Origin of the sequence: Sphingomonas abietis (assembly GCF_027625475.1) — a bacterium.
GTDB lineage: Bacteria > Pseudomonadota > Alphaproteobacteria > Sphingomonadales > Sphingomonadaceae > Solisphingomonas > Solisphingomonas abietis.
Window position 1 is genome coordinate 2091370 of the sequence record NZ_CP115174.1, and the last position, 25976, is coordinate 2117345.

26 protein-coding genes and 2 pseudogenes are annotated in these 25976 nt (G+C 64.1%); 17 read left to right on the forward strand and 11 right to left on the reverse strand.

The genetic code is table 11. From position 1 onward, the window contains the following. Window positions 1-10: 10 nt before the first annotated feature. The 11 genes from PBT88_RS10015 (at window position 11) to PBT88_RS10065 (ending at window position 14848) form a co-directional block, all read left to right on the forward strand. The gene (locus tag PBT88_RS10015; protein ID WP_407696541.1) at window positions 11-2407 is read left to right on the forward strand and encodes a heavy metal translocating P-type ATPase; all 2397 of its coding nucleotides are present in this window, start codon (window positions 11-13) and stop codon (window positions 2405-2407) included. Window positions 2408-2796: 389 nt separating this feature from the next. Beyond that, the gene (locus PBT88_RS10020; RefSeq protein WP_270079029.1) at window positions 2797-3180 is read left to right on the forward strand and encodes a hypothetical protein; all 384 of its coding nucleotides are present in this window, start codon (window positions 2797-2799) and stop codon (window positions 3178-3180) included. An 18-nt stretch (window positions 3181-3198) separates the two neighbouring features. Next, window positions 3199-5280, forward strand: coding sequence for an FUSC family protein (locus tag PBT88_RS10025; RefSeq protein ID WP_270075338.1), 2082 nt, complete (start codon window positions 3199-3201; stop codon window positions 5278-5280). A 24-nt stretch (window positions 5281-5304) separates the two neighbouring features. Then, window positions 5305-6180 carry a LysR family transcriptional regulator gene (locus PBT88_RS10030; RefSeq protein ID WP_270079030.1) on the forward strand — a complete coding sequence of 292 codons (876 nt, stop codon included), beginning with the start codon at window positions 5305-5307 and terminating at the stop codon, window positions 6178-6180. Window positions 6181-6355: 175 nt separating this feature from the next. Further along, the gene (locus PBT88_RS10035) at window positions 6356-7747 is read left to right on the forward strand and encodes an NAD-dependent succinate-semialdehyde dehydrogenase (RefSeq protein WP_270075340.1); all 1392 of its coding nucleotides are present in this window, start codon (window positions 6356-6358) and stop codon (window positions 7745-7747) included. A gap of 22 nt (window positions 7748-7769) precedes the next feature. After that, complete coding sequence (adhP, locus tag PBT88_RS10040) at window positions 7770-8846, forward strand: alcohol dehydrogenase AdhP (RefSeq protein WP_270079031.1); 1077 nt, start codon at window positions 7770-7772, stop codon at window positions 8844-8846. 120 nt (window positions 8847-8966) lie between these two features. Continuing rightward, on the forward strand, window positions 8967-10619 hold the full coding sequence (locus tag PBT88_RS10045; protein ID WP_270079032.1) for a PAS domain-containing sensor histidine kinase: 1653 nt from the start codon (window positions 8967-8969) through the stop codon (window positions 10617-10619). After that, the gene (locus tag PBT88_RS10050) at window positions 10609-11229 is read left to right on the forward strand and encodes a response regulator transcription factor (protein WP_270079033.1); all 621 of its coding nucleotides are present in this window, start codon (window positions 10609-10611) and stop codon (window positions 11227-11229) included. The genes PBT88_RS10045 and PBT88_RS10050 overlap by 11 nt, the downstream gene beginning before the upstream one ends. Before the next feature lie 82 nt (window positions 11230-11311). Continuing rightward, the gene (locus PBT88_RS10055; RefSeq protein ID WP_270078916.1) at window positions 11312-11707 is read left to right on the forward strand and encodes a response regulator transcription factor; all 396 of its coding nucleotides are present in this window, start codon (window positions 11312-11314) and stop codon (window positions 11705-11707) included. Window positions 11708-12120: 413 nt separating this feature from the next. After that, a complete protein-coding gene (locus tag PBT88_RS10060) occupies window positions 12121-13554 on the forward strand; it encodes an IS1182 family transposase (protein ID WP_270079034.1) in 1434 nt (477 codons plus the stop codon). A gap of 292 nt (window positions 13555-13846) precedes the next feature. After that, the gene (locus PBT88_RS10065) at window positions 13847-14848 is read left to right on the forward strand and encodes a zinc-dependent alcohol dehydrogenase family protein (protein WP_270079035.1); all 1002 of its coding nucleotides are present in this window, start codon (window positions 13847-13849) and stop codon (window positions 14846-14848) included. 519 nt (window positions 14849-15367) lie between these two features. Here the strand turns inward: PBT88_RS10065 and PBT88_RS10070 are convergent. Beyond that, a protein-coding gene (locus tag PBT88_RS10070; RefSeq protein ID WP_407696530.1) for an IS5 family transposase occupies window positions 15368-16131 on the reverse strand; the annotation gives its coding sequence in 2 pieces (ribosomal slippage) (window positions 15368-15793 and window positions 15796-16131; 762 coding nt in all). 132 nt (window positions 16132-16263) lie between these two features. Between PBT88_RS10070 and PBT88_RS10075 the strand changes: the two genes are divergently transcribed. Beyond that, window positions 16264-16515 carry a helix-turn-helix domain-containing protein gene (locus PBT88_RS10075; protein WP_270079036.1) on the forward strand — a complete coding sequence of 84 codons (252 nt, stop codon included), beginning with the start codon at window positions 16264-16266 and terminating at the stop codon, window positions 16513-16515. 79 nt (window positions 16516-16594) lie between these two features. Further along, a complete protein-coding gene (locus PBT88_RS10080; protein WP_270079037.1) occupies window positions 16595-16987 on the forward strand; it encodes a S24/S26 family peptidase in 393 nt (130 codons plus the stop codon). Between the two features lie 31 nt (window positions 16988-17018). Here the strand turns inward: PBT88_RS10080 and PBT88_RS10085 are convergent, their stop codons facing one another. From PBT88_RS10085 to PBT88_RS10095, 3 genes are all read right to left on the reverse strand, one after another. Continuing rightward, window positions 17019-17435 carry a nuclear transport factor 2 family protein gene (locus PBT88_RS10085; RefSeq protein WP_270079038.1) on the reverse strand — a complete coding sequence of 139 codons (417 nt, stop codon included), beginning with the start codon at window positions 17433-17435 and terminating at the stop codon, window positions 17019-17021. 146 nt (window positions 17436-17581) lie between these two features. Beyond that, entirely contained in the window at window positions 17582-18088 is a 507-nt protein-coding gene (locus PBT88_RS10090) for an NADPH-dependent F420 reductase (RefSeq protein ID WP_270079039.1), read from the reverse strand. 67 nt (window positions 18089-18155) lie between these two features. Next, entirely contained in the window at window positions 18156-18890 is a 735-nt protein-coding gene (locus PBT88_RS10095; protein WP_270079040.1) for an SDR family NAD(P)-dependent oxidoreductase, read from the reverse strand. Window positions 18891-19059: 169 nt separating this feature from the next. On the opposite strand from PBT88_RS10095, the gene PBT88_RS10100 reads away from it, so the two are divergent. Continuing rightward, a complete protein-coding gene (locus tag PBT88_RS10100; protein ID WP_270079041.1) occupies window positions 19060-19956 on the forward strand; it encodes a LysR family transcriptional regulator in 897 nt (298 codons plus the stop codon). Between the two features lie 47 nt (window positions 19957-20003). On the opposite strand, the gene PBT88_RS10105 is transcribed toward PBT88_RS10100, so the two are convergent. The 4 genes from PBT88_RS10105 to PBT88_RS10120 all read right to left on the reverse strand — a co-directional run bounded on the left by PBT88_RS10105 (window position 20004) and on the right by PBT88_RS10120 (window position 22750). Continuing rightward, a complete protein-coding gene (locus tag PBT88_RS10105) occupies window positions 20004-20414 on the reverse strand; it encodes a nuclear transport factor 2 family protein (protein WP_270079042.1) in 411 nt (136 codons plus the stop codon). Between the two features lie 49 nt (window positions 20415-20463). Next, the gene (locus PBT88_RS10110) at window positions 20464-21084 is read right to left on the reverse strand and encodes an NADPH-dependent F420 reductase (protein ID WP_270079043.1); all 621 of its coding nucleotides are present in this window, start codon (window positions 21082-21084) and stop codon (window positions 20464-20466) included. A gap of 82 nt (window positions 21085-21166) precedes the next feature. Next, window positions 21167-22078: an SDR family oxidoreductase gene (locus PBT88_RS10115; protein ID WP_270079044.1), complete on the reverse strand. Its 912-nt coding sequence runs from the start codon at window positions 22076-22078 to the stop codon at window positions 21167-21169. 36 nt (window positions 22079-22114) lie between these two features. Further along, window positions 22115-22750, reverse strand: a complete 636-nt coding sequence (locus PBT88_RS10120; protein ID WP_270079045.1) for an NADPH-dependent F420 reductase — start codon at window positions 22748-22750, stop codon at window positions 22115-22117. A 120-nt stretch (window positions 22751-22870) separates the two neighbouring features. On the opposite strand from PBT88_RS10120, the gene PBT88_RS10125 reads away from it, so the two are divergent. Next, window positions 22871-23452 (forward strand): TetR/AcrR family transcriptional regulator, encoded by a 582-nt coding sequence (locus PBT88_RS10125; RefSeq protein WP_270079046.1) that lies wholly within the window; start codon window positions 22871-22873, stop codon window positions 23450-23452. 290 nt (window positions 23453-23742) lie between these two features. Here the strand turns inward: PBT88_RS10125 and PBT88_RS21210 are convergent. The 3 genes and pseudogenes from PBT88_RS21210 to PBT88_RS10140 form a co-directional block, all read right to left on the reverse strand. Further along, window positions 23743-23835 (reverse strand): annotated as a pseudogene (locus PBT88_RS21210) (recombinase family protein); the annotation flags it as partial. 332 nt (window positions 23836-24167) lie between these two features. Next, window positions 24168-24698 carry an AAA family ATPase gene (locus tag PBT88_RS10135; RefSeq protein ID WP_270079047.1) on the reverse strand — a complete coding sequence of 177 codons (531 nt, stop codon included), beginning with the start codon at window positions 24696-24698 and terminating at the stop codon, window positions 24168-24170. Window positions 24699-24741: 43 nt separating this feature from the next. Beyond that, window positions 24742-25143, reverse strand: coding sequence for a VOC family protein (locus PBT88_RS10140; RefSeq protein WP_270079048.1), 402 nt, complete (start codon window positions 25141-25143; stop codon window positions 24742-24744). 121 nt (window positions 25144-25264) lie between these two features. On the opposite strand from PBT88_RS10140, the gene PBT88_RS21215 reads away from it, so the two are divergent. Both PBT88_RS21215 and PBT88_RS21220 read left to right on the forward strand, forming a co-directional pair. Further along, window positions 25265-25690 carry an IS5 family transposase gene (locus PBT88_RS21215; RefSeq protein ID WP_407696543.1) on the forward strand — a complete coding sequence of 142 codons (426 nt, stop codon included), beginning with the start codon at window positions 25265-25267 and terminating at the stop codon, window positions 25688-25690. Continuing rightward, a pseudogene (locus tag PBT88_RS21220) lies at window positions 25606-25953 on the forward strand (transposase); the annotation flags it as partial. The gene PBT88_RS21215 and the pseudogene PBT88_RS21220, both read left to right, overlap by 85 nt. Window positions 25954-25976: the final 23 nt, after the last annotated feature.

Consider the following 25976-nt stretch of genomic DNA (forward strand, 5'->3'; position numbering starts at 1 on the left):
GGAGTGTGCATTGGACGATCATCACGCCCATCGAACCGGGTGGTGCTCGAACGCGCGAAATGCCGTGGCGGAAGCACAGGATCCCGTGTGCGGGATGCGCGTCGATCCCGATACGGCGAAGCATCAAGCCGACTATCGCGGCATCGACTATCATTTCTGCAGTGCCGGCTGCCGGACGAAGTTCATGGCCGATCCGGAACGGTACCTGCGCCCGCCCGAGGCGGGGGCGCCGACCTCGCCGCAGACAGGTCCGGTGTCGGAATGGACATGCCCGATGCACCCCGAGATCCGACGGGCGGGACCGGGCACCTGCCCGCTGTGCGGGATGGCGCTGGAGCCGGCGGAGCCGGGCGCGGAAGAGGGGCCGAACCCCGAGCTCACCGACTTCACCCGCCGCCTGTGGATCAGCGGCTTGCTGGCCGTGTCGCTGCTGGTGATATCGATGGGTGGGGAAATGATGGGCTTGCGTCTCGTTTCCCCGGCCTGGTCCGCCTGGGTGCAGCTCGCGCTCACCGCACCGATCGTGCTCTGGGCGGCGCGCCCCTTTTTCGAACGCGGATGGGCGTCGCTGCGGTCGCGCCACTACAACATGTTCACGCTGGTCTCGATCGGCGTCGGTGCCGCATTCCTCTACAGTCTTTTGGCGACGGTGGCGCCCGGCCTCTTCCCGTCGACCTTCCGCGATCATGGCGGCATGGTGCCCGTCTATTACGAGGCGGCAGGCGTCGTCGTGGCCCTGGTGCTTCTCGGACAGGTGCTCGAGCTGCGCGCCCGGGCAGCGACGGGGCGCGCTATCCGGGCGCTGCTCGATCTTGCACCGAAGTTGGCGCGGCGGATCGGCGCCGATGGTGTGGAACAGGAATTGCCGGTGGCCGCTATCGCGCGGGGGGACAGGCTGCGCGTGCGCCCGGGCGAGGCAATTCCGGTCGATGGCGAGGTCGTCGACGGTCGCTCACAGGTCGATGAAGCGATGCTGACCGGCGAGCCTGTGCCTGTGCTCAAGAGACCCGGTGACGCGGTAACCGGCGGCACGGTGAACGGCACGGGAAGCCTGGTCATGGAGGCGCGCGCGGTCGGATCGGAGACCATGCTCGCGCGCATCGTTGCGATGGTCGCGCAGGCGCAGCGCAGCCGCGCGCCGATCCAGGCCGTGGCGGATCGTATTTCCGGGTGGTTCGTGCCGCTCGTGGTCCTGGTGGCTCTTGCTACCTTCATCATCTGGGCCCTCGCGGGACCGGAGCCGCGCTTCGGCCATGCCCTTTTGAACGGTATCGCCGTGCTCATCATTGCCTGTCCCTGCGCACTGGGGCTGGCGACGCCGATGTCGATCATGGTCGGAACGGGGCGTGGTGCCCAGGCGGGCGTGCTGGTCAAGAATGCCGAGGCCCTCCAGACGCTCGACGCTGTCGATACGCTCGTCATCGACAAGACCGGCACGTTGACTGAGGGCAAGCCCAGGCTGATCGCGGTGGAACCCGCGGGCGCATTCGATGCGGACACGTTGCTCGCGCTGGCTGCGGCACTCGAGACGCGGTCAGAGCATCCGCTCGGGTTGGCCATCGTCGCGGGCGCACACGAGCGTGGTCTCTCGCTCGATACGGTCGAGAATTTCGAATCGCATACGGGCATGGGGATCAGTGGCAGGGTTGGCGACCATTTGGTCGCGATCGGGAATGCCGCGCAGATGCGCCATGCAGGTGCGGATATGGTGGCGCTCGAAGGAGCCGCGGGGCGGCGTCAGGCCGCCGGCGCGGGCGTGGTTCTCGTCGCTATCGACGGCAGCGCTGCCGGGCTGCTCGCGGTCGCCGATCCGATCAAGGCCTCGGCCCATGATGCCGTTCAGGCGCTTCATGCCGAGGGTTTGCGCATCGTCATGCTGACCGGCGACAGCCAGGCCACGGCGGATGTGGTCGCCAGCACGATCGGGGGAATCGGCGAGGTTCATGCTGACCTCAAACCTGAGGACAAAGCGCGCATCGTCGGCGACCTCAAGACGGCCGGCGCGCGGGTCGCGATGGCCGGAGATGGCGTCAACGACGCGCCCGCGCTCGCCGCGGCCGATGTCGGCATCGCGATGGGGACGGGCGCCGACGTTGCGATCGAAAGCGCCGGGCTGACCCTGACCAGCGGAGATCTCGCGGCGATGGTCCGCGCCCGCCGGCTCGCCCGTTCGACCATGGCCAACATCCGTCAGAACCTGTTCTTCTCCCTCCTGTTCAACGGCATCGGCGTACCGATTGCAGCGGGCGTCCTTTATCCGGTCGCCGGCATCCTGCTTTCGCCGATGTTCGCCGGTGCCGCCATGGCCCTGTCTTCCGTCACCGTGGTCGGCAACGCATTGCGGTTGAACGGGGTGCGGCTTGACAGGGCACGCCGCGACCATCGGTCCGGACGTGCTGGATGGTAGTGGGTCGATCCCGCGTCAGTCCGATGAACCCTCTCCTTTGATCTGTGGGAGGTCGTAAAAATGTCGCGGGTATAGCCTTCGTGTTCCTCTGGCAGTCATCGAGTGACCGCAGAACTGCTGGGCTAATACGCTCACAAGCCCGGAGGGCATAAAGAAACGGATGGCCGACGTACGGCTTCAGCTTTGGCCATTAATGCCCGGGCGATCGACCAAAGGCCAGTCGGATCGCTACCATCATCAGCGCCACATTGAGACGGCACGATGCGGGCCTGATCGATAACAACATACCGCGGCGGTATGTTTCTAAACGAAGACAATGTTGGCGGCGAAAGTTCCAGAAGCGCATCTGCGCGGTGCCGGCACTGGTTCGGCACAACAGGACGCAAGCCATGTTCACGCTGAAGACCGCCTCTCTTTCCCTCGTCGCCACGGTGAGCCTACTGGCCGCGCCGGCTTCCGCCGAAACGGGCGGCATCCCGAACTTCCGATCGATCGAGTTCGGTCCCGACCCCGCCGGGATGGTGGACGACGTGCGCGCCAACCTGGCCGCCCGGCTTCCGGCAGGTAGCTCAATTGCCGATGCACGTGCACTTCTGCGCGGCGCGGGTGCGCATTGCCGGGCGCCGAAGGCGAGCGGCGGAATGCGCTGTCGCTACAGCGACATCCAAATCCAGGACGATATCATGCAGGATGTCAGCTGGACGGTGAACGTCGGGACGGTGGACGACAAGGTCCTCTCCTTCACTGTCACGCGCGACCCGGCCTCCGACTAATCGCACGATCATTCTCCCATGGGCGCCGCGGAACCCCGCTCCCTGATTTCGTGGCCGTTCCCCGTGGCGAGCCGCAGGCCGTTCCCTGACAAGGGAACGGCCTGCTGTGACGGACTTGTCGATGCCTTCTTCTCGCTGAAGACGCTCGCGGCCGCTTTTCTGGCGTATTACATCTCGCTCCGGATTGGACTGGCGCGGCCTTACTGGTCGGTGATCACCTGCTACATCGTCGCCCAGCCGCTGGCCGGCGCGCTGCTTTCAAAGGGCCTGTTCCGCCTGATCGGAACCGTCGTCGGTGCCGGCATGGCGATCGTCCTGGTGCCAAACCTCGTCAACACGCCCGAACTGCTGACCCTGGCGCTCGCGCTCTGGCTCGGTGCCTGCACTTATGTCGCAGCGCTGGACCGGACTCCGCGCTCCTACATCTCGCTGCTGGCCGGCTACAGCGCGGTGATCGTCGGCTTTCCGTCCGTCGACACGCCCGGCGCGATCTTCATCGTCGCCCTGTCTCGCGTGCAGGAGATCGGTATCGGGATCGTCTGCGTCTCCCTGGTGCATGCGCTGCTGTTTCCCCGCCCCGTCTGGAGACAGGTGCGCGAACGCCTGGACCTGATCCTCGCGGATGCCGAAGCCTGGTCGCTCGACGCGCTGGCCATGCCGGTTGAGCCGGATGCAGTACTTCGGCAGGACCGACGTCGGCTGGCGAATGATCTTCACGATCTTCATTTGTTGTCGGTCCATCTCCCCTACGACATGGCCAGCACCGTCATAGAGCCTGCCAGCTTGCGCAGCGTCGAGATGCAGCTCGGCAGGCTTCTGCCGCTCGCCGGCGCGGTCGAGGATCGTATCGAGGCGCTGCGGCAACGGGATGCCTATACCTCGCCGCTTACCGATCTGGTGGAGGACGTGCGCGACTGGATCGTGCGCGAGGCGCCGGGGGACGGGCACCCGCTGATCGAGCGGGCCCGTGCACTGGAACCTGCGCTGAAGGCGCCGGAAGACTGGGTGCAACTGGTGCGTCTCAGCCTGCTGGACAGACTGGCCGATCTGATCGAGACCCATGCCACCGCACGTCGGCTGCGCAACCGGCTTGTCCGTGGCGCTTCTTCGGAGGGTTCGGATGCATCCATCCGCCCCGGCGACACGGGGCGGCGGGTCCTCCATCGCGATCATAGGATGGCCTTGCGCGCCGCATCGGCGACGACGCTGACCGTCCTCGCCGGCTGTGCCTTCTGGATCGTCACCGCTTGGCCCGATGGCGCCACCGCAGTCGTGAGTTCTGCAATCATCTGCGCACTGTTCAGTCATCTGGACGCACCGCTGGGTGTCGCACGGCGCGTCTTTTACGGAACGATCGGAGCGGCCATCGCCGCAGGCTTCTGTGCCTTCGTCCTGATGCCGCGCGCCACCGATTTCGTGACGCTTTGCCTGGTTCTGTCGCCCTTCCTCTTCCTGCTCGGCTGGCTGCTCGCCCGGCCTGACAGGGCACCATACGGGATCGGCGCCGTGCTGGCCTTTCCGGGATTGGCAGGCCTGAACGCGGACTATGGCGGCATGTTCGGCACATTCGCGAACCAGGCGATCGCGCAGGTCCTCGGCTCGCTTGCGGCCTGCCTGATGCTGGGCGCGGTGCGCGCTACCGACGCAAAAGGAACTGCACAAAGGCTGGCACGGGCGGGCTGGCGAGAACTCGTCCGCAAGACGGAGATGCGATCGGAACCCGATACGCCGGCTTGGATCAGCCGTACGCTGGATCGCATGGTACTGCTCAGCCCGCACCTTCCTGATCTGGTCGAAGGCATGTCGGAGGAACGGAACCGGCTGCGCGACCTGCGGATCGGTATGGCGCTTGACGATCTCCAGCGTGCCGGGGCGAACATCGGCGAGCGGCAGGCACGCTACATCGACCTGTTGAAAAGTCGGTTGCGTGACTGCTTCGTGTCCGCGCAATGGATCGGTGTGCTGAAGGCCGATCCTGCTTTGCAGCGTACGCTCAACCAAACGCTTGCAAACGCTAATCTCCTGCCACCGACGCCTGGCAAGCGTAGCCTGCTGCTGGCGCTCGTAGGTCTTTCGCGTAACCTGTCGCCTTCGGATTAATCTTCGTTATACCGATGGGGATCTATGACAATTGATATCCGGCAACTGCGATACTTTCTGGCCGTTGCGGTAGAGCGCAGCTTCACGCAGGGGGCCCGGCTCCTGAATATGGCGCAGGCGCCGCTCAGCAAGCGTATCCAAGAACTGGAAGACGAATTGTCCGCTCAGCTGTTCGATCGCGACAGCCGTCCCATTGCGCTGACGCCCGCCGGCAGGCTGCTGCAGGAGGAAGCGCTTCGCGTCGTGCGGGGGCTGGATCAACTCCAGGCGACGATGCGACGTTTCATCGCCGCCGAGCGTCCGCGCTTTGTCATCGGGCTCGTGCCCTCCACCCTCTATGGCCGCCTGCCCGAGATCATCGCGCGGCTTCGCGAGGAGACCAGCGGGATCGACATCGTCCTTGCCGAAATGGACAGCCTCGATCAGGTGGCAGCCTTGAAGGACGGGCGCATCGACGTCGGCTTCGACCGGATCATCGTGGAGGATCCGCTCGTCGTCCACATGGTCCTGCGCGAGGAGCCGCTGGTCGCCGCGCTGCCCCACGGGCACGAATTCCTCCTGCGGGGCGGCAGCGTGGGGCTGGCCGAAATCGCAACCCTGCCGCTGATCGTCTATCCCGGAACACCGCGCCCCAGTTATGCCGACCTGACCTTGTCTTTCTTTCAGAACCGCGACCTGATGCCGACGGGCATCATCGAGGTGAGGGAATTGCAGACGGCGCTGGTGATGGTGGCGTCGGGCGCCGGCGCCTGCCTCATTCCGGAATCGGTCCAGCGCCTCGCGAGATCCGATATCGGTTATGTCACGATCGACGAACCGGTGACGGCTCCCTTCCTCCTCCGCCGCCGAATAGGGGAAATCCCGGATACCCTCCAGAAACTGGTTCGCCTCTACGATTGAGGTGTCGGTACGGGCAGTTCACGCCTTTCCTTCTGCAACATACCTCTCCGGTATGATGTCAGAGGAAGACGATGTTGGCCTGCGTGCCGGCGGCGGCGCATTGCCGGCCGTAAGCCGGCCGTAAGCCGGCCGATGCCGGACCACATTTGGGCTAGTCCAGGAGGAGGATGACATCATGATCTTCGCGAGTACCAACCCCTATACCGGCGAGGTCGTGAAGACATTCCCGGTTGCCACCGACGAGGACATCACATCGGCGGTCAGCAGGGCCGATGCGACTTTTCAGGCGTGGCGCGGGACCAGCTTCGTCGAGCGCGCCAGGGTGATGCAGGCGGCCGCCGACATTCTGCGCCGCGACATCGATAGCTATGCGCCTATCCTGACCCTTGAGATGGGCAAGCTCATCGCGGAGGCGAAGGCGGAGGTCGAACTGTCGGCCGCGATCTTCGAATATTATGCGAAGAACGCCGAGACCCTGCTCAGGCCGGAAAAGCTTCCGGTCGCCACGCCGGCGGAGGGCGAGGCGATCCTCGTTTGCGAACCGCTGGGCGTGCTGCTCGCGATCGAGCCGTGGAATTTCCCTTATTACCAGATCGCCCGCATCATTGCCCCGCAGCTGTCGGCCGGCAACACGATGCTGCTCAAGCACGCCGCGAACGTACCCCAGAGCGCGCAGGCGTTCGAGAAGCTCATGGCGGAGGCGGGGTTGCCCGACGGAGCCTTCATCAATCTGTTCGCGGACCATGAGAAGGTCGAATTGATCCTGAGCGATCGTCGCGTCCACGGCGTAGCGCTCACGGGATCCGAAGCTGCCGGCGCCGCTGTCGCCGCGACCGCGGGCAAGGCGCTCAAGAAATCGACCATGGAACTGGGCGGATCGGATGCGTTCGTCGTGCTGAAAGACGCCGACCTCGAGAAGACCGTCAAATGGGCGGTGTTCGGCCGGCACTGGAATGGCGGTCAGGTCTGCGTCTCGTCGAAGCGGATGATCGTCGCCGACGAAATCTATGACGACTTCCTCAAGCGCTATACGGAGGGTGTCGCCGGGCTGCGGATGGGCGACCCGTTCGATCCGGACACGACGCTTGCCCCGCTCTCATCGCAGAAGGCGGCGGACGATATCAAGGCCATGGTGCGCAAGGCCGTCGAGCATGGCGCGACCGCGACCGAGGTGGGGTCGCAGGCACCGAACCAGGGGGCGTTCGTCCGGCCGACGATCCTGACCGATGTCGGTGAAGACAATCCCGCCCGTTACTGGGAGTTCTTCGGACCAGTTTCGATGATCTTCCGCGCCAGGGATGAAAATGACGCCGTGCGCATCGCCAATGACTCGCCTTATGGGCTCGGTGGCTCGGTGTTCACGTCCGACACGGCGCACGGCGTGGAGGTTGCGAGAAAAATCTCCACCGGCATGGTGTTCGTGAACCACCCAACAATGGTCAAGGCCGACCTGCCGTTCGGTGGCGTCCGCAATTCGGGCTACGGTCGCGAACTGCTCGGGCTCGGGATCAAGGAGTTCGTCAATCACAAGCTGATCAATGTGGTCGACATTGACGCCGCCTTCTGACGGCCAGCACAAGGATCCTATCATGCAGAAGACCATGAAGGCGGCCGTCGTCCGTGAGTTCGGCAAGCCGCTCGTCATCGAGGAGGTCGCGATCCGAATGCCCGGCCCCGGACAGATTCTCGTCAAGATCGCAGCAACCGGCGTATGTCATACCGATCTTCATGCGGTCGATGGCGACTGGCCCGTCAAGCCCAATCCGCCCTTCATTCCCGGGCATGAAGGCGTCGGCCACGTCGTCGCGGTCGGCTCCGGCGTCACCCATGTCAAGGAGGGCGATCGCGTCGGCGTGCCGTGGCTATACACCGCGTGCGGGCATTGCGTGCACTGCCTTGGCGGCTGGGAAACGCTCTGCGAAAGTCAGGAGAATACAGGCTATTCGGTGAACGGCAGCTTCGCCGAATATGTGATCGCCGACCCCAACTATGTCGGCCACATTCCCGATGGCGTCGGCTTCGTCGAGATTGCGCCGATCCTGTGCGCCGGCGTCACCGTCTACAAGGGGTTGAAGGTCACGGACACTAAGCCCGGCGACTGGGTCGCCATATCCGGCATCGGTGGCCTGGGTCATATGGCCGTGCAATATGCCAGGGCCATGGGCCGCAACGTCGTCGCGGTCGATATCGATGACGCCAAGCTGGCCCTGGCGCAGGAACTGGGCGCGACCCTGACGGTTAATGCGCTGCACAATGATCCGGCGGCGTTCATCAAGAAGGAAATCGGCGGCGCGCAGGGCGTGCTGGTCACTGCGGTATCACCCAAGGCTTTCCAGCAGGCGCTCGGCATGGTGCGGCGCGGCGGCACCGTCTCGCTCAATGGCCTGCCCCCCGGCGATTTCCCCCTGTCGATCTTCGACACGGTGTTGAACGGGATCACGGTGCGCGGCTCGATCGTTGGGACGCGGCTCGACCTCCAGGAATCGCTCGATTTCGCAGCGCATGGCAAGGTCAGGGCGACCGTGTCGACGGATACGCTCGACAACATCAACGACGTTTTCGGCAGGATGCATCGCGGGGAGATCGAGGGGCGGATCGTCCTTGATTTCGAAGGCAGCGCGTCCGTCCGTCAGCCTCAGGAGGCGCGAGAGATGGCACGCGCATAGTGCGCGCGGCCGCAGCATAGTGCAGACCGGGGTAATATCCGGCGTAGCGCTGCGTCATTTCGTCCTTCCCAATCACAAACGGGCTTGCCTCGGCCGCCACGATCCTCTGCAAGGGCAGACATGGATCGTGACGGTACAGGCAGCGCGCCGGAAGGCGAAGTGGGCATAGTGTCCGGCGCTCGGCTCGGAGGTCTGAGCCAGTATCTTGCCCGCTGGCGCAAGGGACTGGCCAAGGAACGTCCGATCGAGGGCGATGTCGGCTTTCAGGCGCAGGTGCTGGCGGCGGAGCTGAGCCTGCTCATCGACAGCGCCGCCAACTACGCCATCTACATGCTCGATGCCGATGGCAACGTCGTCATCTGGAACAAGGGTGCGGAGCGAATCAAGGGCTGGACCGAGGAAGAGGTGATCGGTCGGCACTGCTCGATCTTCTATCCCGAGGAGGAGGCGTCAGCCGGGAAATGCGCAGACGATCTGGCCCGCGCGGCCGCCGTCGGTCGAATCGAGGAAGAAGGCTGGCGCGTCCGCAAGGACGGGTCCGAATTTCTCGCCAGCGTGACGATCACGGCCTTCCGCGACGAAGAGGGGGCGGTGATCGGCTTCGGCAAGGTCCTGCGCGACATCACCGACGAGCGGGCTGCCGAGCGCTCGACCGAGGCGCGCGAGGCGCAGCTGAGCTCGATTCTGGCGACGGTGCCCGACGCGATGGTCGTCATCGACGATCGCGGCATCGTGCAATCGTTCAGCAGCGCGGCCGAGCGCATGTTCGGCTATGCGGAACGCGAGGTGCTCGGGCAGAACGTCCGCATGCTGATGCCGTCACCCGATCTCGAACGGCATGACGATTATCTCAGGCGCTATCTCGCGACCGGCGAGAAAAAGATCATCGGCAAGGCCCGGCGCGTCATCGGGCTGCGCAAGGACGGCTCGACCTTCCCGCACGAGCTCGCGATCGGCGAGGCAAGCGGGGGCGGCAGGCGCCTATTCACCGGCTTCATCCGCGATCTCACCGAGCGCGAATTCACGCAGTCACAGCTTAGCGACCTTCAGGCGGAGCTGATCCACGTCTCTCGCGTCAGCGCGATGGGGGCCATGGCCTCGACGCTCGCACACGAGCTGAACCAGCCGATCACCGCGGTCGCCAATTATGTCGAGGCAAGCCGCGACCTGCTTGTCGATGCGGACCCTGAAGCGATTGCGATGGTGCGCGAGGCGCTCGGCGATGCCGCGGCCGAGGCGATGCGGGCCGGGCAGATCGTCCGGCGACTGCGCGACTTCGTTGCCCGCGGCGAGGTCGAGAAACGGATCGAGGACTTGCCGAGCCTGATCGAGGAGGCTTGCACGCTCGGCTTGGTGGGTGCCGCCGAGAAGGGGGTCACGGTTGCCCTGGAGATCGACCCTGCGGCCTCGCCGGTGTTGGTCGACCGCGTGCAGATCCAGCAGGTGCTGATCAATCTGCTGCGCAACGCAGTCGAGGCGATGGTCGACAGCCCGGTGCGACAGCTTCGGATCTCGTCCGGGCTCAAATCCGCGCAGATGGTGCGGGTCACCGTCACCGATACCGGTCCCGGCCTTGCCCCCGAAATCGCAAACGAACTCTTCCGCGCGTTCCAGAGCACCAAGCAGGAAGGGATGGGGCTCGGCCTCTCGATCTGCCGAACCATTGTCGAGGCGCATGGCGGCCGCATCTGGGCGGACTCGCAGGCGGCGGCGGGGACGACGTTCCATTTCACCCTCATGCTTGCCGGAGGAGAAGACACCCTTGACGGATAGACGCACGATCCACCTGGTCGACGACGAGGAGGCAATCCGCAAATCGACTGGTTTCATGCTGCGCACCTCCGGCTTTGCGGTCGAGACCTACGCGTCGGGAGTCGCCTTCCTTAAAGTTATGCAAGGGGCCGAGCCTGGCTGCATCCTGCTCGACGTTCGCATGCCCGAGATGGACGGGCTGGAGGTGCAGGACGTGCTGCGCGAACGCGGCGTCACATGGCCGGTGATCGTTCTAACTGGGCACGGCGACGTCTCGATCGCCATCCGCGCGATGAAGGGGGGCGCCGTCGATTTCATCGAGAAGCCGTTCGAAAAGCTGGCTCTGCTAGCCGCCATCTCCAACGCCATGGCGCGGCTCGACAAGGCCGACAAGCGGCTTGATCAGGCCGCCGAAGCCGAGCTGCGCATCGCCGCACTCACCGATCGCGAGCGTGACGTGCTCCAGGAGCTCGCACGGGGACATCCCAACAAGACGATCGCCTATGATCTCGATATCAGCCCGCGCACCGTCGAAGTGCATCGTGCCAACCTCATGAGCAAGCTTGGCGTGCGCAGCTTCGCGGATGTACTTCGGCTCGCTTTCGCGGCCGGGCTGCCGCGCGATCCGTAGCTCTACGTAAAGACGCTCCGCCTGCAATCCGACAAGGTGTTGCAAATCCTTCGCTTTCGAGGGACGGTATAGAGCGGGGAACATGATCGATAAGACCGACGCGGTCAGCGCGGTACGCACCAAGCTCCTTCTGGTGGAGGACGATGCTGGCGTGCGGCGCTCGCTGCAGTTGCTGTTGCGGGGCCGCGGTTATGACGTGCGGGCCTATGCCACCGGCAGGCAGATGCTCGCGGATCCGCGGTCGATCGAAGCCGCCTGCCTGATCACCGATTATCGCATGGATGAGATGGACGGCCTCGACGTGTTGCGCGGCCTGCGCGACCAGGGCTGGCACCAGCCGGCAATCCTGATAACCGCGCATCACGCAGCCGATCTCGTTCGCGCGGCACGTGAGGCCGGGTTCGATACAATACTGGAAAAGCCGCTCCAGGATCATGTTCTGGTTGAGAACGTCGCGCGCACGACACGCCCAAGTTGAGGGCGAACTTTACCCGGACACAAGAGGCGTTCAGAGCGGAAACGGGTCAGCATGCGCCCGGCGGATGGCCTCGGTCGGTCCTTCCCAACAGATTAAGTGCGCGAAGCGGAACCGCGTCGCCAATCATCAGAAAGTCGAATGAGCATAGAGCGCTGCGCTCTGAATGAGCGTGACCAGTGCAAGGCCGAGGGTACCGATCAGGACACGGGGATTGACGCCGCGTGGCTGACGATCGGATCGACCGGATGCTGCAAAATTCATAGCGATGATCTCCCTTCCGGCTCACATCTCGCCGGTTGGAGCGTTGCTTGAAATACGGGTCTATACGGATGGCCGGGTGGTTCGCATTCCACCGAGGCTGTGTGGAAACGTGCTGATGTGGTAGTGTTTTCGACGTCATCGGGAGGCGTCGTATGGGTCGTTTCATCGAGGGGTGTGACCGCCGGGAGCAGGTTTTTCTGCCGGCCTGCATCGACGATTACGTGGCCGAGGATAATCCGGTCCGGGTGGTCGATCTGTTCGTCGACGAGCTGGATATGACATCGCTGGGCTTTGCCGACGCGGCCTCCACGGGGCGGCCGGGCTACCATCCGGCGACGATGCTCAAGCTCTACATCTACGGCTATCTCAACCAGGTGCAGTCGAGCCGGCGCCTGGAACGCGAGGCCGGGCGCAACGTCGAGCTGATGTGGCTGACGGGCAAGCTGGCACCCGACTTCAAGACTATCGCCGACTTCCGCCATGATCACGGCGTCGCCATCCAGGCCGCGTGCCGTCGCTTCGTCCTGCTCTGCCGCAATCTCGGGCTCATCGCGGGCGGCACGGTGGCGGTGGATGGCAGCCGCATGCGCGCCGTGAACGCCCGTGACCGCAACTTCACGCCGGTCACGATCCGGCGCCGGATGGAGCAGGTCGACGCCAGCATCGCTCGCTATTTGGGCATGCTCGACACCGCCGATCGGCAGGAAGGCGACGCCGCCGCGTTGCGGACGGCGCGGTTGACGACGAGGCTTGACGAACTGCGCCGCCAGATGCGCGACCTCGAGGCGATGGAACGGGCGGTCGCGGCGTCGCCCGACCGGCAGATCTCGCTCACCGATCCGGATGCTCGCGCCATGGCGTCGGCCGGCACCGGTACGGGCATGGTCGGCTACAATCTCCAGGCGGCAGTCGATGCCGGCAGTCACATCATCGTCGCGCATGAGATCATCAACCTTAGCCACGACCGTACCTCGTTGGCGAAGATGGGGCGACAGGCTCGCGCAGCGACCGGCACCGACACGCTTACCGTGCTGGCCGACCGCGGCTATTTCTCGGGGCCGGAGGTGCTCGCCTGCGAGGAAAGCGGGATTGTGCCGATCCTACCCAAGCCGCTCACCTCGGGCGCCAAGGCGGACGGGCGCTGGGGCAAGCAGGACTTCGTCTATCAGCCCGAAACCGACACTTATCGCTGCCCGGCCGGCGAAACGATGACGCGACGCTTCTCGAACATCGAGCACGGGATGACGCTTCACGCCTATGCGACGCCGGCCTGCCGCTCGCGCTGCGCGGTGAAGGCCAACTGCACCGCCAGCCTCGAACGCCGTATCAAGCGCTGGGAACATGAAGAGGTCATCGAAGCGATGCAGGCCCGGCTCGACCGCATGCCCGGCGCCATGCGGGTCCGGCGACGAACCGTCGAACATGTCTTCGGCACGCTCAAGGACTGGATGGGCCGAAGTCATTTCAAGACGCGAAGGCTCGAAAATGTCGGGACCGAGATCGGCCTCCACATCCTCGCCTACAACATCAAACGAGCCATCGCGCTCCTCGGTGTGCCGAACCTCATGGCAGCGATGCAGGGCTGAACCACCGCGCCGCCAAACCGCGCTGCCTCGATCTCCAACAAGCAGTTTTCACACAGCCTCCACCATTGACTGCCGGTGGCACTTTGGTGCTGTCGAATTGAGGGATGATGAGACCGGAACGATTAAAGATCCGGTGGCCACACGCCCCGGAATTGTCTGCGTCCCCGCTGCTGAGCAAAGTCCGAGGCGTTTCCCGGCGAGCCGAAGCGCTCGCTCATCAGCCGATCACTAAGCGGTTGGCGGAGGCAGGAACAACGCGACCGATAGGACAAGCTGAAAGGCGGAGTGAGGAATGGCGCATTACCATGTCATGCAACTCGACGCGGTCGGAACACCACTCCGTTGCGTGATCCGAGCGGTTCCGGAGCCTGGACCCGGCGAGGTGCTGATCCGTGTCGCCGCATGCGGGGTCTGCCGTACCGATCTTCACGTGGTCGACGGTGAGGTGGCCGCGACGCTGCCGATCGTACCCGGCCATGAAATCGTCGGCCGCATCGAGGCGCTTGGCACCGGCGTTGCGGAGCTCGCGATCGGCGACCGCGTCGGCGTGCCGTGGCTCGGCGGAACCTGTGGCACCTGCCGTTATTGTCGCGCCGGTCAAGAGAATCTCTGCGACTACCCGGTGTTCACCGGCGCTACGCGCGACGGCGGCTACGCCACACACGTGATCGCGGATGCGCGTTTCTGCCTGGCGATCCCCGCAATGTTCGGCGATGTTGAAGCGGCGCCCTTGCTGTGCGCCGGACTGATCGGTCACCGCTCGCTCGTCATGGCCGGTGAGGGCCGGCGCATCGGCCTCTACGGCTTCGGGGCGTCGGCGCATATCGTGGCGCAGGTCGCACGTTGGCAGGGGCGCGAGACGTTCGCCTTCACTCGCCCCGGCGACACGGCCGCGCAGGACTTCGCGCGCTCGCTCGGATGCGCCTGGGCGGGCGGATCCGATGAAGCCGCGCCCGTGCCACTGGATGCGGCAATAATCTTCGCGGCGGTCGGCGCGCTGGTGCCGGCCGCCCTCAAGGCGGTGCACAAGGGTGGCCGCGTCGTGTGCGCCGGGATCCACATGAGCGACATCCCGTCTTTCCCTTACGATGATTTGTGGGGAGAACGGTCGATCCTGTCGGTCGCGAACCTCACCCGGGCCGACGGCCGCGCCTTCCTCGATCTCGCCGCGCGAGCCGGCGTAAGAACGACGACGACGACCTTCCCCCTCGATGAGGCGAACGAGGCACTGGCGCGGCTGCGCGCCGGCCAGCTCGAGGGAGCGGCCGTGCTCGTTCCGTCCTACGCCGCCTAGTTCGGGCATTGGATGACGAGCAAGGATCGAATCGGTTGCGGTCGGCTGTGCAGCAAAGTTATGAACGCGGAGCCGTCTCGCAGACATCATTGCGATCCAATTTGTTGATCTGCTGAGCCTGCGACAGCGCCTTCACCGACCCGCCCGAGGTGCTGAGCGTTGAGGAAGTTGGGCGGCTGCCCGTAGCGCTGCCAGCATCAAATACCTGTCGGCGCGAGGTGTCGCTTATGACGCGGGCTGCGTGTGTTTTGGTGGTCTCGCAGCTTAAGGATGATGATATCGCCATTCGTCTGATCGCACCTCGGCGGTCTTTACGAGTCGCGCGCATGCCCTGCGAGCAACCGACCAAGGATATTCCGAAGCAACTATCACGATCCGTTAAACCGCCGTTGACCATCTCGTACCAGACCGGCCCGGGCGTTAGGGGGGGGCGCCCGCAGGACGTCAGGACGTTTCCGGGGAGGGGGCGGATTCGTCCATTCCAACGCTTATCCGACCCGCTCTAGGTGGTGTGGACACTTACCGCAGCCACAGGGCGATGGCAGCGAGTGTGATGACGGCGCGGTAGTTTCGGGCCGTTTTCTCAAAGCGGGTGGCGACGCGCCTGAACTGCTTGAGCTTGGAAAAGCAGCATTCGACGAGATGGCGTTGAGCGTAGAGATGTTTGTCGAGCGGATGCTTGAACGTGCGGGAGGGGTTGTTCGGGATGACGGCCGTAGCGCCCTTGTCGGCGATGGTCTGGCGTAGGGCGTCGCTGTCGTAGGCGGTGTCGGCCATGACGATTTTGGCTGGCAGTCCGTCGACGAGGCCGGCCGCTTGCGGCGCATCTCCCTTTTGTCCTGCGGTCAGCGTGAACCGCACGGGACAGCCAAGTCCCCGGACGGCCATGTGGATCTTGGTGCTCAGGCCGCCGCGTGAACGGCCAATGGCCTGATCTTCAGACCCCCTTTTTTCGCCCCGGCAGCGTGCTGATGGGCGCGAACGACGGTGCTGTCGATGATCAGATATTCGAAGTCCGGGTCATCCGACATGGCCTCGAAGATCCGCCACCATACACCCTTCGCACTCCACCGGCTGAAGCGGCGAAACGCGCTGTTCCAGTCGCCGAACACCTCGGGGAGATCGCGCCAGGGCGACCCCGTCCGCACAATCCACAACACCGCCTCGACGAACATCCGGTTGTCGCGACCGGTCGACCCCTTCTGATCAGGCCGCCCGATGATCAGCGGAGCCATCCGCTCCCAGGCGCTGTCGCTCAACACCAGCCGATCCATCACACCCAATGCCGCCTCCTAAAAGCAGCCTTGAATCATGCTTCAACGCAAATGGGAATCCTTAGAGTCCACACCACCTAAGGGGGCTTATGCCGCAGCTGGCATCGCTTCCGGCTGCGACTGAACAGTCGGAGACGGGCCATGGACAATCGCGACGATGACACCGTCGCGCGTGCACAGCGCGCGCGAGAAGGCAGTCCCTTTCTGAGCAACGCTGAAGCCGCCCATTATATCGGGCTGCACTGGCGGACACTCGAAACCATGCGGGGGAATGGGCGCGGGCCGCGCTTCCGGCGGCATGGTCGTTTCATCCGCTATCATATCGATGACCTCGATAGCTGGTCGCGTGACAGCGGCGGGGCACGAGCTCCCAAGGGCGGGTCTGATGTGTAAAGATCCGCTGTTGCCGCTGCCTCGCTGGCAGCCACGGTTGGCGCGTGAGCGCCGCGCCGACCGCCTTCGACGCCGTCCGATGCTCGCATGGGTTGGCTTCGGTCTCGCGACGCTCGGCCTGTCCGCCGCGCAGGATCGGCTCGCTGGGCCAACACCCTGGCTGGTGTGGAATGTGTCCAGCAGTGCGATGCTCGGCCTTTGGCGGATCCATCCCGGTATGGGGGTCGCGGTCGGCGACATGGCGCTGGTGCGGACGCCAGACGGCGTGCGCCAGTTCGCGGCCAACCGTCATTATGTTCCTGCGGGCGTGCCGCTGCTCAAGCGTGTGGCGGCCACCGATGGTGCCCTACGAGCTTCCGGCAGCACCCGAGCAGAGCCGGTCGTTCCAGGCGCCCACCACCTACGACCGCTCCTGGCGAAACTGGCCATTTGTTTCAGAAAAGTTGGCGATGGAAAGCTATTCCAAAAATAGCCGTTCAACCGACGGCTCCGCACGGCCAATGCTATACAGGCCTGGAAGAGTCCATCTGCGCGGCTCGCGCCAACGCCTGCGTGTCGACATATTCCCGGATGCGGGTCAGCTTGCCGTCTCGAACCGTGATAGAGAAGATCCAGTCATCTTCGAACGGCTTGCCGGTGGCTTTGACCTTGCCCTCGGCATAGCCGACCACCAGCACCCGGTCTGCCTGCGCGATGAACTCCCGGGGTTCCGAGAGCGACATCTCCATGGTTTGTGATTCTGTGTTCAACAGGTCCGTCAGCCCGGCACGCCCACGGTGCGTTCCGGCCAGTGGCCAATCCTCGCCAGGGATGATCCACTCGATGTCATCGGCGACCAGCGCCAGCATCGCCTCCCTGTCACCGCCGAAGGCAGCGGCAAAGAAGGCCTTCACGATCTGGACGTTTTGTTCGGTGCTCATGGCAATATCTCCATTCCGTGCGTCGTATTCCCGCCGGCGGCAACGGCGCGGCGTCAGTCGATCTTGGCCAGATCCTTGAAGATCAGCCGGCCCCAGCTGTTGCCCCGCGCCTGGACGAGCAGTCCGCCCTCGGACAGCCCGCCAAGCTAAATCGGCGCGAAGCCGAGCTGTTCGGCGAGCGCACCGATCTGCGTCGCGGCGTCTTCGTTGTCGCTCGCCAGGAACACGACCCTCCGCCCGCCGTTCAAGGCCGGATCCTGGGCGAGTTTCGCGGCGCCCAGATGGTTGAAGCCCTTGACCAGCTTCGCCCCGGAGAAAGCCTGCGCGATGAACGCCGAGGAAGGTTTTCCTCCCAGATCCTCGGGGGGCACGCCATAGGCATTGGTCACGTCGATGATCGTCTTGCCCTGCCAATTGGAGAGCGCCTTCGCGACGCTTGGATGCGCCTCGAAACGGACGGCCAGGAAGATGACATCCGCCTTGACCGCTTCCGCCAGCGTCGTGGGAACGATCCCGGATCCGATCGCCGCCGCCTCGGATGCAAAGCTTTCCGGATCGCGCGTGGTCGCTACTGATACTGCAATGCCCTTTCGGGCGAACGCGTCGGCAAGCGCCTTGCCGATGCTGCCGAAGCCGATAATTGCGTAGTTCATATCTTGTCCTTTGATATCGCCATCCCACGGGCGCTCCAATGGCGGAGCGCTCGTGGGCATGTTGACGTCAGATTTGGGCCAAGCCGCCGTCGACGGCGAGCTCGCTACCGGTCATGAAGCTGCTGTCGTCCGACGCAAGGAAGGCAGCCGCCGATCCGAGCTCTGCCGGATCGCCCATGCGCTGGAAGCCGGTCATCGCGCCGTAGACCTTCAGGCCCTCCTCACCGAGCGCTTCCGTCGCGAGTTCGGTCGCTATCGCCCCGGGCGACAAGACGTTTACGCGGATGTCGGTGCCCTTCAGGTCCTCGACCCAAGTGCGGGCAAGGTTGCGGACCGCCGCCTTGCTGGAGCTGTAGGTGGTCATCGCTGGAGCGCCCGTGGTGCCGGCGCTCGATCCGGTCAGAATGATCGAACCGCCCTTGCCCATAAGCGGCAGCGCCTTCTGAACCGAGAAGATTGTACCTTTCACATTTACGTCGAAGGTTTCGTCGATGTGCGCGGCGGTGATCTCGCCAAGCTTGACCATGCTTCCCGTTCCGGCGTTGGCGAACACGATGTCGAGCGTTCCGCGCTCCGCCTTCACCGCTGCGTACAGCCGGTCGAGGTCGGCCTCGATTGCGATCGAACCCTGCACGGCGCGGGCATTGGGCCCGAGCTCGGCCACAGCGGCGTCGAGCGCCTCCTGCCGACGGCCGAAGATGAAGACGAAGGCGCCTTCCTCAACGAAACGCTTTGCCGCGGCGAGGCCGATGCCGGTTGCGCCGCCGGTGATCACCGCGGTCTTTCCATTCAGTCTTGTCATGTGTGCGTCTTTCGATCGAGTTGCGCGGAGGCTGGAGAACTCCCGGCCCCAGGGCGCTCAACATGGGTCTGCGCGAGGCGAGCGTTGAGAGGGGGAATGCGCACATCGGTGGTGCAAAATTCGTCCTGCTTTTCGTTTGCGAGGCGTACCTCACGGTGCAAGATGCGCCATGATCGACTGGGATGACGTTCGCTACTTTCTGGCCGTCGCGCGCGCAGGCTCCCTGCGGGCGGGTGCCGAAGGCCTCGGAGTCTACCATTCGACCGTGTTGCGGCGGATCGCCCAGCTTGAGGATCGCCTCGGGGCGGAGATGTTCGAAAAGCTGCCCTCGGGCTACCGCCTGACGGCCGCGGGCGAGGAGGTGCTCGAGCTCGCGAATCAAATGGAGGCATCGTCGCACCAGCTGGAGACGCGCGTCTTCGGCCGCGATCAGAGCGTGCGCGGGCTGCTGCGCGTGACGTTGGCGCCGACCCTCGCAACCCATCTGCTCATGCCCGACTTCACCGATTTCGCGCGTCAGCACCCGGATATCGAGATGGACATCCTGTCGTCCGGCGAACTGGCAAACCTGACCAACCGGGAGGCCGACGTGGCGATCCGCGTGGTCTATGATCGCAAAAACCTGCCGCTCAATCTCCATGCCCTCAAAGGGCCTGAGGTGTTCGGCGGCGTCTACATGGCCCGCGATCACCTGGCTGCATGGCGTGCGGGTGCGGCCGATCCTGTCCGGTGGATCGTCATCAGCACGCATGGCATTCCGGATTGGGCCGGTCCCGGTGAGATTCGCACGACGGAAATCCCGTTCAGGACGACGGACGCCGAGGCGCAGATCGTTGCTGTCCGGCAGGGACTTGGGATCACGACATTGCCATGCTTCGCCGGAGATGCCGATCCCATGTTGGTGAGGGTGCCGGGCACCGACCTACACCTCTACGGAGCGCTCTGGCTTCTCACCCATGGAGAGACCCGCAAGACGAAGCGCGTGCGGCTGTTCACGGAGTTCGTATCGCGCAGGCTTGCCGCCTACGCGCCGCTTCTCGCGGGGCTGTCGCTGTCGCAAGACTGATGCGCGGCGAATCCGGTGGCGATGTCGTCATCGGGACGCGAAGGCCGCTATGGGAATGTCGCTGCCTTCTCGGAGGCCCGCGCCAGGGCTTGCGTGTCGACATACTCCCGGATGTTCGCCACTTTGCCGTCTCGAACGGTGATGGCGAAGACGAAATTGTCCTCGAACGCCCTGTTCGTGGCTTTGATCTTGCCCGTGGCGAAGCCGATCATGAGAACCCGGTCGCGCTGCGCGACGAATTCGGGCGGGGACGGGAAGGACGTTTCCACTTCCTCGGCCGCTTTCTGCAGAAATTCGTCAAGCCCCGCATGCCCGCGATGCACGCCTGCCAGCGGCCAGCCCTCGCCCGGAATAATCCATTCGATATCCTCGGCCGCCAACGCCAGCAGATCCTGCCGGTTGCCGCCCATTGCCGCGAAGAAGGCCCTCACGACCCCAACATTATCTTCGGGGCTCATCGAAAAACTCTCCTTTTCTCTTTATGTCGGATAACGTGCAGCCGACGTCTCAGCCGATCTCGACGTTCAAGGCGATGTCCCAGGAGCCCGCGCCGTTCTTCGCCAGGCCGATCATCATCAGCCCGAGCGCCTCGAGCGTCTGGGCCATGTGCAAGCCCCCCACGTCGAGGGGACGCAGCCCGAGACTTTCGAGGAACGTAGAGACGCGCGCTTTCGCCTCCGCATCGTCGGCCGCGATGAACGCGTCGAGACGTCCACCCTTGGCAAGCGCGTGACCGAAGATCGTGTTGAACGCCTTCACGACATGTGCGCCGGCGGGGAGGCCCTTGGCGGTCTCCTGCGCACCGGAACTGCCGTAGGGCGTGACGAGGCCCGAAAGGTCGGGGGCGACCGGATTGGTGATGTCGATGATCACCTTGCCATCGAGCGCTTCCCCAAAGTCGGCCACCACGGCCGCCGCACTGCCGTACGGCACGGCGAGGACGACGATGTCACCTGCTGGCGCGGCGCCGTACGTCCCTGTGGCCGCTCCGGACGCGAGCTGATCGGCCAGCTTCTTCGCGTTGGCGGTGTCGCGACCGACCACCTCGACCGTGTGTCCAGCGTTGGCGACACGGCCGGCGATCGCTGCGGCCATGGTTCCCGAGCCGATGATGCTGATAGTGCTCATATCCTGTTTCCTCGTGAGTTGGGCATTGCGGTAGTTTCTGAGCGGGGACTCCCGCCTGGTTGATTCCCGTGCGTGCCGATTGCTACCCCGCCGCCTGACCCCTCGCAGCCTCGACCGACGCCACGACGGTGGGATAATTGTCCCGGAGGAATTCGACCGTTGTCATCGGCTTGCGGCCGATCAGACGCTCCAGGTCGCCAGTGAGTTCGCCCCACTCGCCGAGGTTGGCGCCATGGACCCATTCGAGGGCGAACCGAGCGACCGGTTCGGGCAGACCCTCCGCGACGTAATTGGCAATATATTCCTCGTCGGTCACGGGGATGAGAGGCACCGGAGTGCCGCGGGTGTCGGAAAGGATTTGGGCGACGTCCGCGTAGGAGACCGCCGGATCGCCGGTCAGCGAATAGATCCTGTTGTCGTGGCCCTCTTCCGTGAGCACCACCGCCTGAGCCTCGCCGATATCTTCACGCGACGCCGGCGCCTGCTTGCCGTCACCGGCCGGAACGCGAAGACCTTTCTCGTAGACGTTGTCGCCAAATTGAAACTGGAAGGTTTCGAGGAACGCTGGCTGTCGAACGATCGTGTAGATGAGGCCGGACGCCATCAAGGTATGTTCGGCGAAGATATCGGGACCCGTGGTCTGGGACAGGTTGAAGTCCGATCCCTCGCGGCGGATGATCGCCGTGTAGGCGATGTGTCTGACGCCGGCCTGCCGGGCCGCGGTGATCACATTGTAATGCTGCGTGTTGCGGTCGGTAAAAGGCGCGCAGGAGATGAGCATGACCTTCTCGACGCCTGCGAAGGCGTTCAACAGCGAGTCATAGTCAGAATAGTCGCCCTTGCGTATCTCGATGCCTTGAGCGGCAAGGTCGGCGGCCTTTTCCGGGTCGCGGGCCAATCCTACGAGATCGCTGGCAGGCTGCCGCTTCAGGAGGTGCTGCAGCGTTTTGCGACCTAGGTGACCGCTGGCGGCGGTGACAAGTATCTTACCCATGATGGTCCTCTTCGCTTGATCGTTTCGTGGTGGCGTTCAGCCCGGAAGGCTGAGGCCGATCGAGAAGTCGGTGTGCTTGACCGAGTGGGCCATGAGGCCCAGCGACAGCAGGCAGGCATGCTCCAACGTCCGCGCCATGAGCAGCGGCCCGGTATCCAACGGGCGCAGTCCGAGGCTCTCGATAAACGCCGAGATGCGGGCCTTCGCCTGCGCGTCGTCTCCGGCGAGGAACACGTCCAACTGTTGGCCCTCGACCGAACCGGCAGCCAGGATGTGGGAGAACAAAGTGTTGAACGCCTTGACGACCTGCGCATCGGCAGGGGCGACCTTGGCGATTTCCTGCGCGCCGAAACTGTCCTCGGCGGTCACAAAGCTCGTGTAATCGGCGGCGACCGGGTTGGTGATGTCGACGAGAATCTTGCCTGCCAGCGCGTCGCCGTATTGCTTCACCACGTCGAGGACTGCCGAATAGGGAACCGCAAGGATGACCATGTCCCCGGCCGGGGCGCCGCCGAACGTTCCTGTCCTCGCGTCGGCTCCGAACTGCTCGGCTAGCCCCTGTGCCTTCGCGGCGTCGCGACTGATCACCTCGACGGTGTGTCCGGCTTTGGCGGCAAGGCCCCCGATAGCCGCGGCCATGCCGCCTGTGCCGACGATGCTGATAGCGCTCATGTTCGTGTTCTTTGCCGCCTGCCGGACAGCACTGCCGTTGCCATTCGAACGAAAGCGCTATATCTAACTGGATCAGTGACCCGAATATCTGGGCCACCGATCCATTTGTCAAGGCAACCTATGCGCGCCGACGCGAGAAAAAATTATAGCCACATATTGTCGGTCGCGCGTGACGTGGTCACCGAGCACGGCATCGATGCGTCCATGCGCGATATCGCCCGTCGGGCCGACGTCGGGCTGGCCACGCTGCTTCGTCATTTCCCGACGCGGGAAGCCTTGTTCGAGGCGTTGCTGTGTACGAACCTGGACTCGCTTACGCAGAAGGCAGACGAACTCGAAACGTCGAATTCGCCGGGCGAAGCGCTCGTGGCCTGGTTCCGGGAATGGGTGACATTCGCTCAAAGCTACAGGGGAGTCGTCACACTGATGGCGGCCGCTCATACGAACCCTGCCTCCGCTCTCTATGTTTCATGCGCAGCGGTGCATTCAGCGAGCGCGCGTCTACTGGTTCGTGCTCAGTCCGAAGGAACAGCGCGCGCCGATATGAACGGGGATGATTTGTTCGCCCTGATGACGGCGCTCGGATGGGCGATCGACCAACCCTCGTTCGCGCCGCGCGCCGATCGCCTCTTTCACATTATCGCGGGCGCCATCCTAATAAACCAGTCGAGCAACGAGGATGCTGCTCCTGCCGGAAGCTGACATTCGCCGCAGTTCTCGGGAACGGCCGTTATGTCCGTGCGCCGTGTCAAGGCGGCGCTTTCCAGTGGGTGAGAATCCCACCCGGCAATATGCTCCAACCGGAAGCAACCGGGGCAGGCATGGAGGTGACGAAGTGTCTGAAGCCCCCGGATGACGGTCACGTAGGTGACCGTGCGAGTGTGCAGGCCGCAACGTGAGTGAACGCTGAGCAATCCTCGAAAAGGTCGTTGTGTGGGCCGACCCAGCCGGACTTCTGGGGAAGGCTGATACGGATGGGGGAGTTTGAGCGCGAGCCGATCGAGCTTCCAGATCACCAGTGTATCGCCCTTCCGCGCCATTCCCAGCGCCTCCGTCAGCCCCGGTCGGTTGATGCTGGCCCCGCTCCCTTGTCGGTTGCGATATTCGCTTCCATACCCTCTCGCTATCGCGCAGCACTCTCGCATGATGCCGTCGCCGTAGGCCGTGACCGTCTCCGGCGAGAACGGCGAGGAGGCGTCAGCGTGTGTGACCAGTAGCAGACACAGCAAAATCGCGATGAGCCGCACGACTTTAATCCCGTTCTGGAGCCGAAACATAGCCTAATCAGGGGTCCGGTGAGAGAATGGTCGGAATCGTACGCTAAGCCCAGCGAGGGCCGATCCCGGCGGGGGAAACGGCAGTGAGTGGTGGATTAGAGACAGGCCGGTGTCGGGCGTTTTAGATGCCTATGCAGACGTCAAAGCAGACGTTGAACCTTCGCCAGCACCCAGTCCAAATCGACAGGGGGCCGCGTATCGACCTCAACGACCGGACCTAAGCCCATCGGTCGGTCATATTCGTCGAGCATCTCAGGCGGCATCTCTTTCAGAGGATGCGCGGCATGGCGACCGCTGGTGGCTGCACGTTCACGAAACCGCTTGGCTGTTTCGGCCCGGCCGCAATCGCAGTGGACCTCAACGATCAACGCGCCAAGACCAGTCAGTTTAGCCCGCTCATAGTCGCTGTGCGGCCGAAAGTTGGCTTCCAGTACCGCTTGCGGAGCGTGGCTTGCCAAGGACCAGATCAGTTCCATCGACGCCCCACCGATCCGCCGAGATGCTGCAAGATCGCCGCCACCATCCCCGAAAACGTCAGTCAGCGTTTCCTTGATAAAATCCTTCGAGAAGATCGGGAATCCGAGCCGCTGCGCCAAGGGTACTGCAAGGGTCGTCTTACCTGCGCCCGGCGCACCGGAAACGATCACAATCTTACGCTGAATGTCCGACATGCAGGGGTCATATCAAAGGCCGGGAATGACCGCCATTGGGGCGCTAGCGGTAGGATGAGACTTCAATCAGATTCCCATCGGGATCGCGGACGTAGACAGATTCGATTGGACTGCGCGCACCGGCCTTGGTGACCGGCCCAGTGATGATCTCGACGTCGTGGGTCTTGAAGTGATGGGCTACTGCGGCGGGATCAGCCATCGTAAGAAAACAAAGATCTTCGCTCCCGACCTCCGGCGAACGAGCCGTGAACCAGCTATCCTGCGATGCCCCGATCGGCCGTAAATTGATCTTGTTTGCACCGAACATCATGCTGGTGCGAATTTCTCCCGAAGCTGCGCGCTGGTCGACGCGAGCCATCCCGAGAATCTGCTCGTACCAATTTGCGGAAAGCTCGACATCGCCGACATTGATGACAATGTGATCGATGGCTTCGATGATGAGCATTGGGGAATCCTTTTCCAGCGGCGATGGCGCCGTTCGTCTAAGAGCGCGTTTGAGAAGGGTTTCCAAAGCGGCTTTTGCGTGATTCATAGGGGGTCGGACCCACGATGCGAGCCGACGCCCAATGCCGAAGAGGAAGCCGCCGACGAGGCGGCGCTACGATACCGACCTGACCGATGCACAATGGGAGCTGATCGCGCCGCTGATCCCGGATGCGCGGGCCGGAGGCCGGCCGCGCAAGGCGAGCTCGCGCGAGCTGGTCAATGCCATCCTCTATTTCCTGCGGGCGGGAGCAGCGTGGAGGCTGCTGCCGCATGATCTGCCGCCTTGGCAGACGGTCTACTATTATCTGCGCCGCTGGCAGGAGGAGGGCGTGTGGCATCACGTCCATCATGCGCTCGTGCTGGCCGACCGCGAACGATGCGGTCGGGAAGCTTCACCGTCGGCGGCGATCCTCGACAGCCAATCGGTGCGCACCGCCGATCAAAAGGGGGCGACAAAGGCTATGACGCGGGCAAAAAGGTCACGGGGCGCAAGCGCCACATCCTGACCGACACGGATGGCAGGCTCCTCACCGTTCGCGTCCACGCCGCAGACGTCCAGGATCGCGACGGCGGCAAATTGCCGCTCAAAGGCTCGCGCCAGCGCTACCCCTTCGTCACCCGCGTCTTCGCCGATGGCGGCTACGCAGGCCGCCTGGTGCACTGGGCCGCCAACAGGACCCACATCACCCTCGAGATCATCCGCCGCGGCGCCCACGCTCAAGGCTTCGAGGTGCTGCCGCGCCGGTGGGTCGTCGAGCGCACCTTCGCGTGGATCTTCAAAAACCGGCGCCT

Excerpts from the sequence above, each read along its gene's own strand:
- PBT88_RS10020 (WP_270079029.1), top strand. The coding sequence starts at position 2,797 with ATGTTCACGCTGAAGACCGCCTCTCTTTCCCTCGTCGCCACGGTGAGC.
- PBT88_RS10025 (WP_270075338.1), top strand. The coding sequence starts at position 3,199 with ATGGGCGCCGCGGAACCCCGCTCCCTGATTTCGTGGCCGTTCCCCGTG.
- PBT88_RS10030 (WP_270079030.1), top strand. The coding sequence starts at position 5,305 with ATGACAATTGATATCCGGCAACTGCGATACTTTCTGGCCGTTGCGGTA.
- PBT88_RS10035 (WP_270075340.1), top strand. The coding sequence starts at position 6,356 with ATGATCTTCGCGAGTACCAACCCCTATACCGGCGAGGTCGTGAAGACA.
- adhP (WP_270079031.1), top strand. The coding sequence starts at position 7,770 with ATGCAGAAGACCATGAAGGCGGCCGTCGTCCGTGAGTTCGGCAAGCCG.
- PBT88_RS10045 (WP_270079032.1), top strand. The coding sequence starts at position 8,967 with ATGGATCGTGACGGTACAGGCAGCGCGCCGGAAGGCGAAGTGGGCATA.
- PBT88_RS10055 (WP_270078916.1), top strand. The coding sequence starts at position 11,312 with ATGATCGATAAGACCGACGCGGTCAGCGCGGTACGCACCAAGCTCCTT.
- PBT88_RS10060 (WP_270079034.1), top strand. The coding sequence starts at position 12,121 with ATGGGTCGTTTCATCGAGGGGTGTGACCGCCGGGAGCAGGTTTTTCTG.
- PBT88_RS10065 (WP_270079035.1), top strand. The coding sequence starts at position 13,847 with ATGGCGCATTACCATGTCATGCAACTCGACGCGGTCGGAACACCACTC.
- PBT88_RS10075 (WP_270079036.1), top strand. The coding sequence starts at position 16,264 with ATGGACAATCGCGACGATGACACCGTCGCGCGTGCACAGCGCGCGCGA.
- PBT88_RS10080 (WP_270079037.1), top strand. The coding sequence starts at position 16,595 with ATGCTCGCATGGGTTGGCTTCGGTCTCGCGACGCTCGGCCTGTCCGCC.
- PBT88_RS10085 (WP_270079038.1), bottom strand. The coding sequence starts at position 17,435 with ATGAGCACCGAACAAAACGTCCAGATCGTGAAGGCCTTCTTTGCCGCT.
- PBT88_RS10090 (WP_270079039.1), bottom strand. The coding sequence starts at position 18,088 with ATGAACTACGCAATTATCGGCTTCGGCAGCATCGGCAAGGCGCTTGCC.
- PBT88_RS10095 (WP_270079040.1), bottom strand. The coding sequence starts at position 18,890 with ATGACAAGACTGAATGGAAAGACCGCGGTGATCACCGGCGGCGCAACC.
- PBT88_RS10100 (WP_270079041.1), top strand. The coding sequence starts at position 19,060 with ATGATCGACTGGGATGACGTTCGCTACTTTCTGGCCGTCGCGCGCGCA.
- PBT88_RS10105 (WP_270079042.1), bottom strand. The coding sequence starts at position 20,414 with ATGAGCCCCGAAGATAATGTTGGGGTCGTGAGGGCCTTCTTCGCGGCA.
- PBT88_RS10110 (WP_270079043.1), bottom strand. The coding sequence starts at position 21,084 with ATGAGCACTATCAGCATCATCGGCTCGGGAACCATGGCCGCAGCGATC.
- PBT88_RS10115 (WP_270079044.1), bottom strand. The coding sequence starts at position 22,078 with ATGGGTAAGATACTTGTCACCGCCGCCAGCGGTCACCTAGGTCGCAAA.
- PBT88_RS10120 (WP_270079045.1), bottom strand. The coding sequence starts at position 22,750 with ATGAGCGCTATCAGCATCGTCGGCACAGGCGGCATGGCCGCGGCTATC.
- PBT88_RS10125 (WP_270079046.1), top strand. The coding sequence starts at position 22,871 with ATGCGCGCCGACGCGAGAAAAAATTATAGCCACATATTGTCGGTCGCG.
- PBT88_RS10135 (WP_270079047.1), bottom strand. The coding sequence starts at position 24,698 with ATGTCGGACATTCAGCGTAAGATTGTGATCGTTTCCGGTGCGCCGGGC.
- PBT88_RS10140 (WP_270079048.1), bottom strand. The coding sequence starts at position 25,143 with ATGCTCATCATCGAAGCCATCGATCACATTGTCATCAATGTCGGCGAT.
- PBT88_RS21215 (WP_407696543.1), top strand. The coding sequence starts at position 25,265 with ATGCCGAAGAGGAAGCCGCCGACGAGGCGGCGCTACGATACCGACCTG.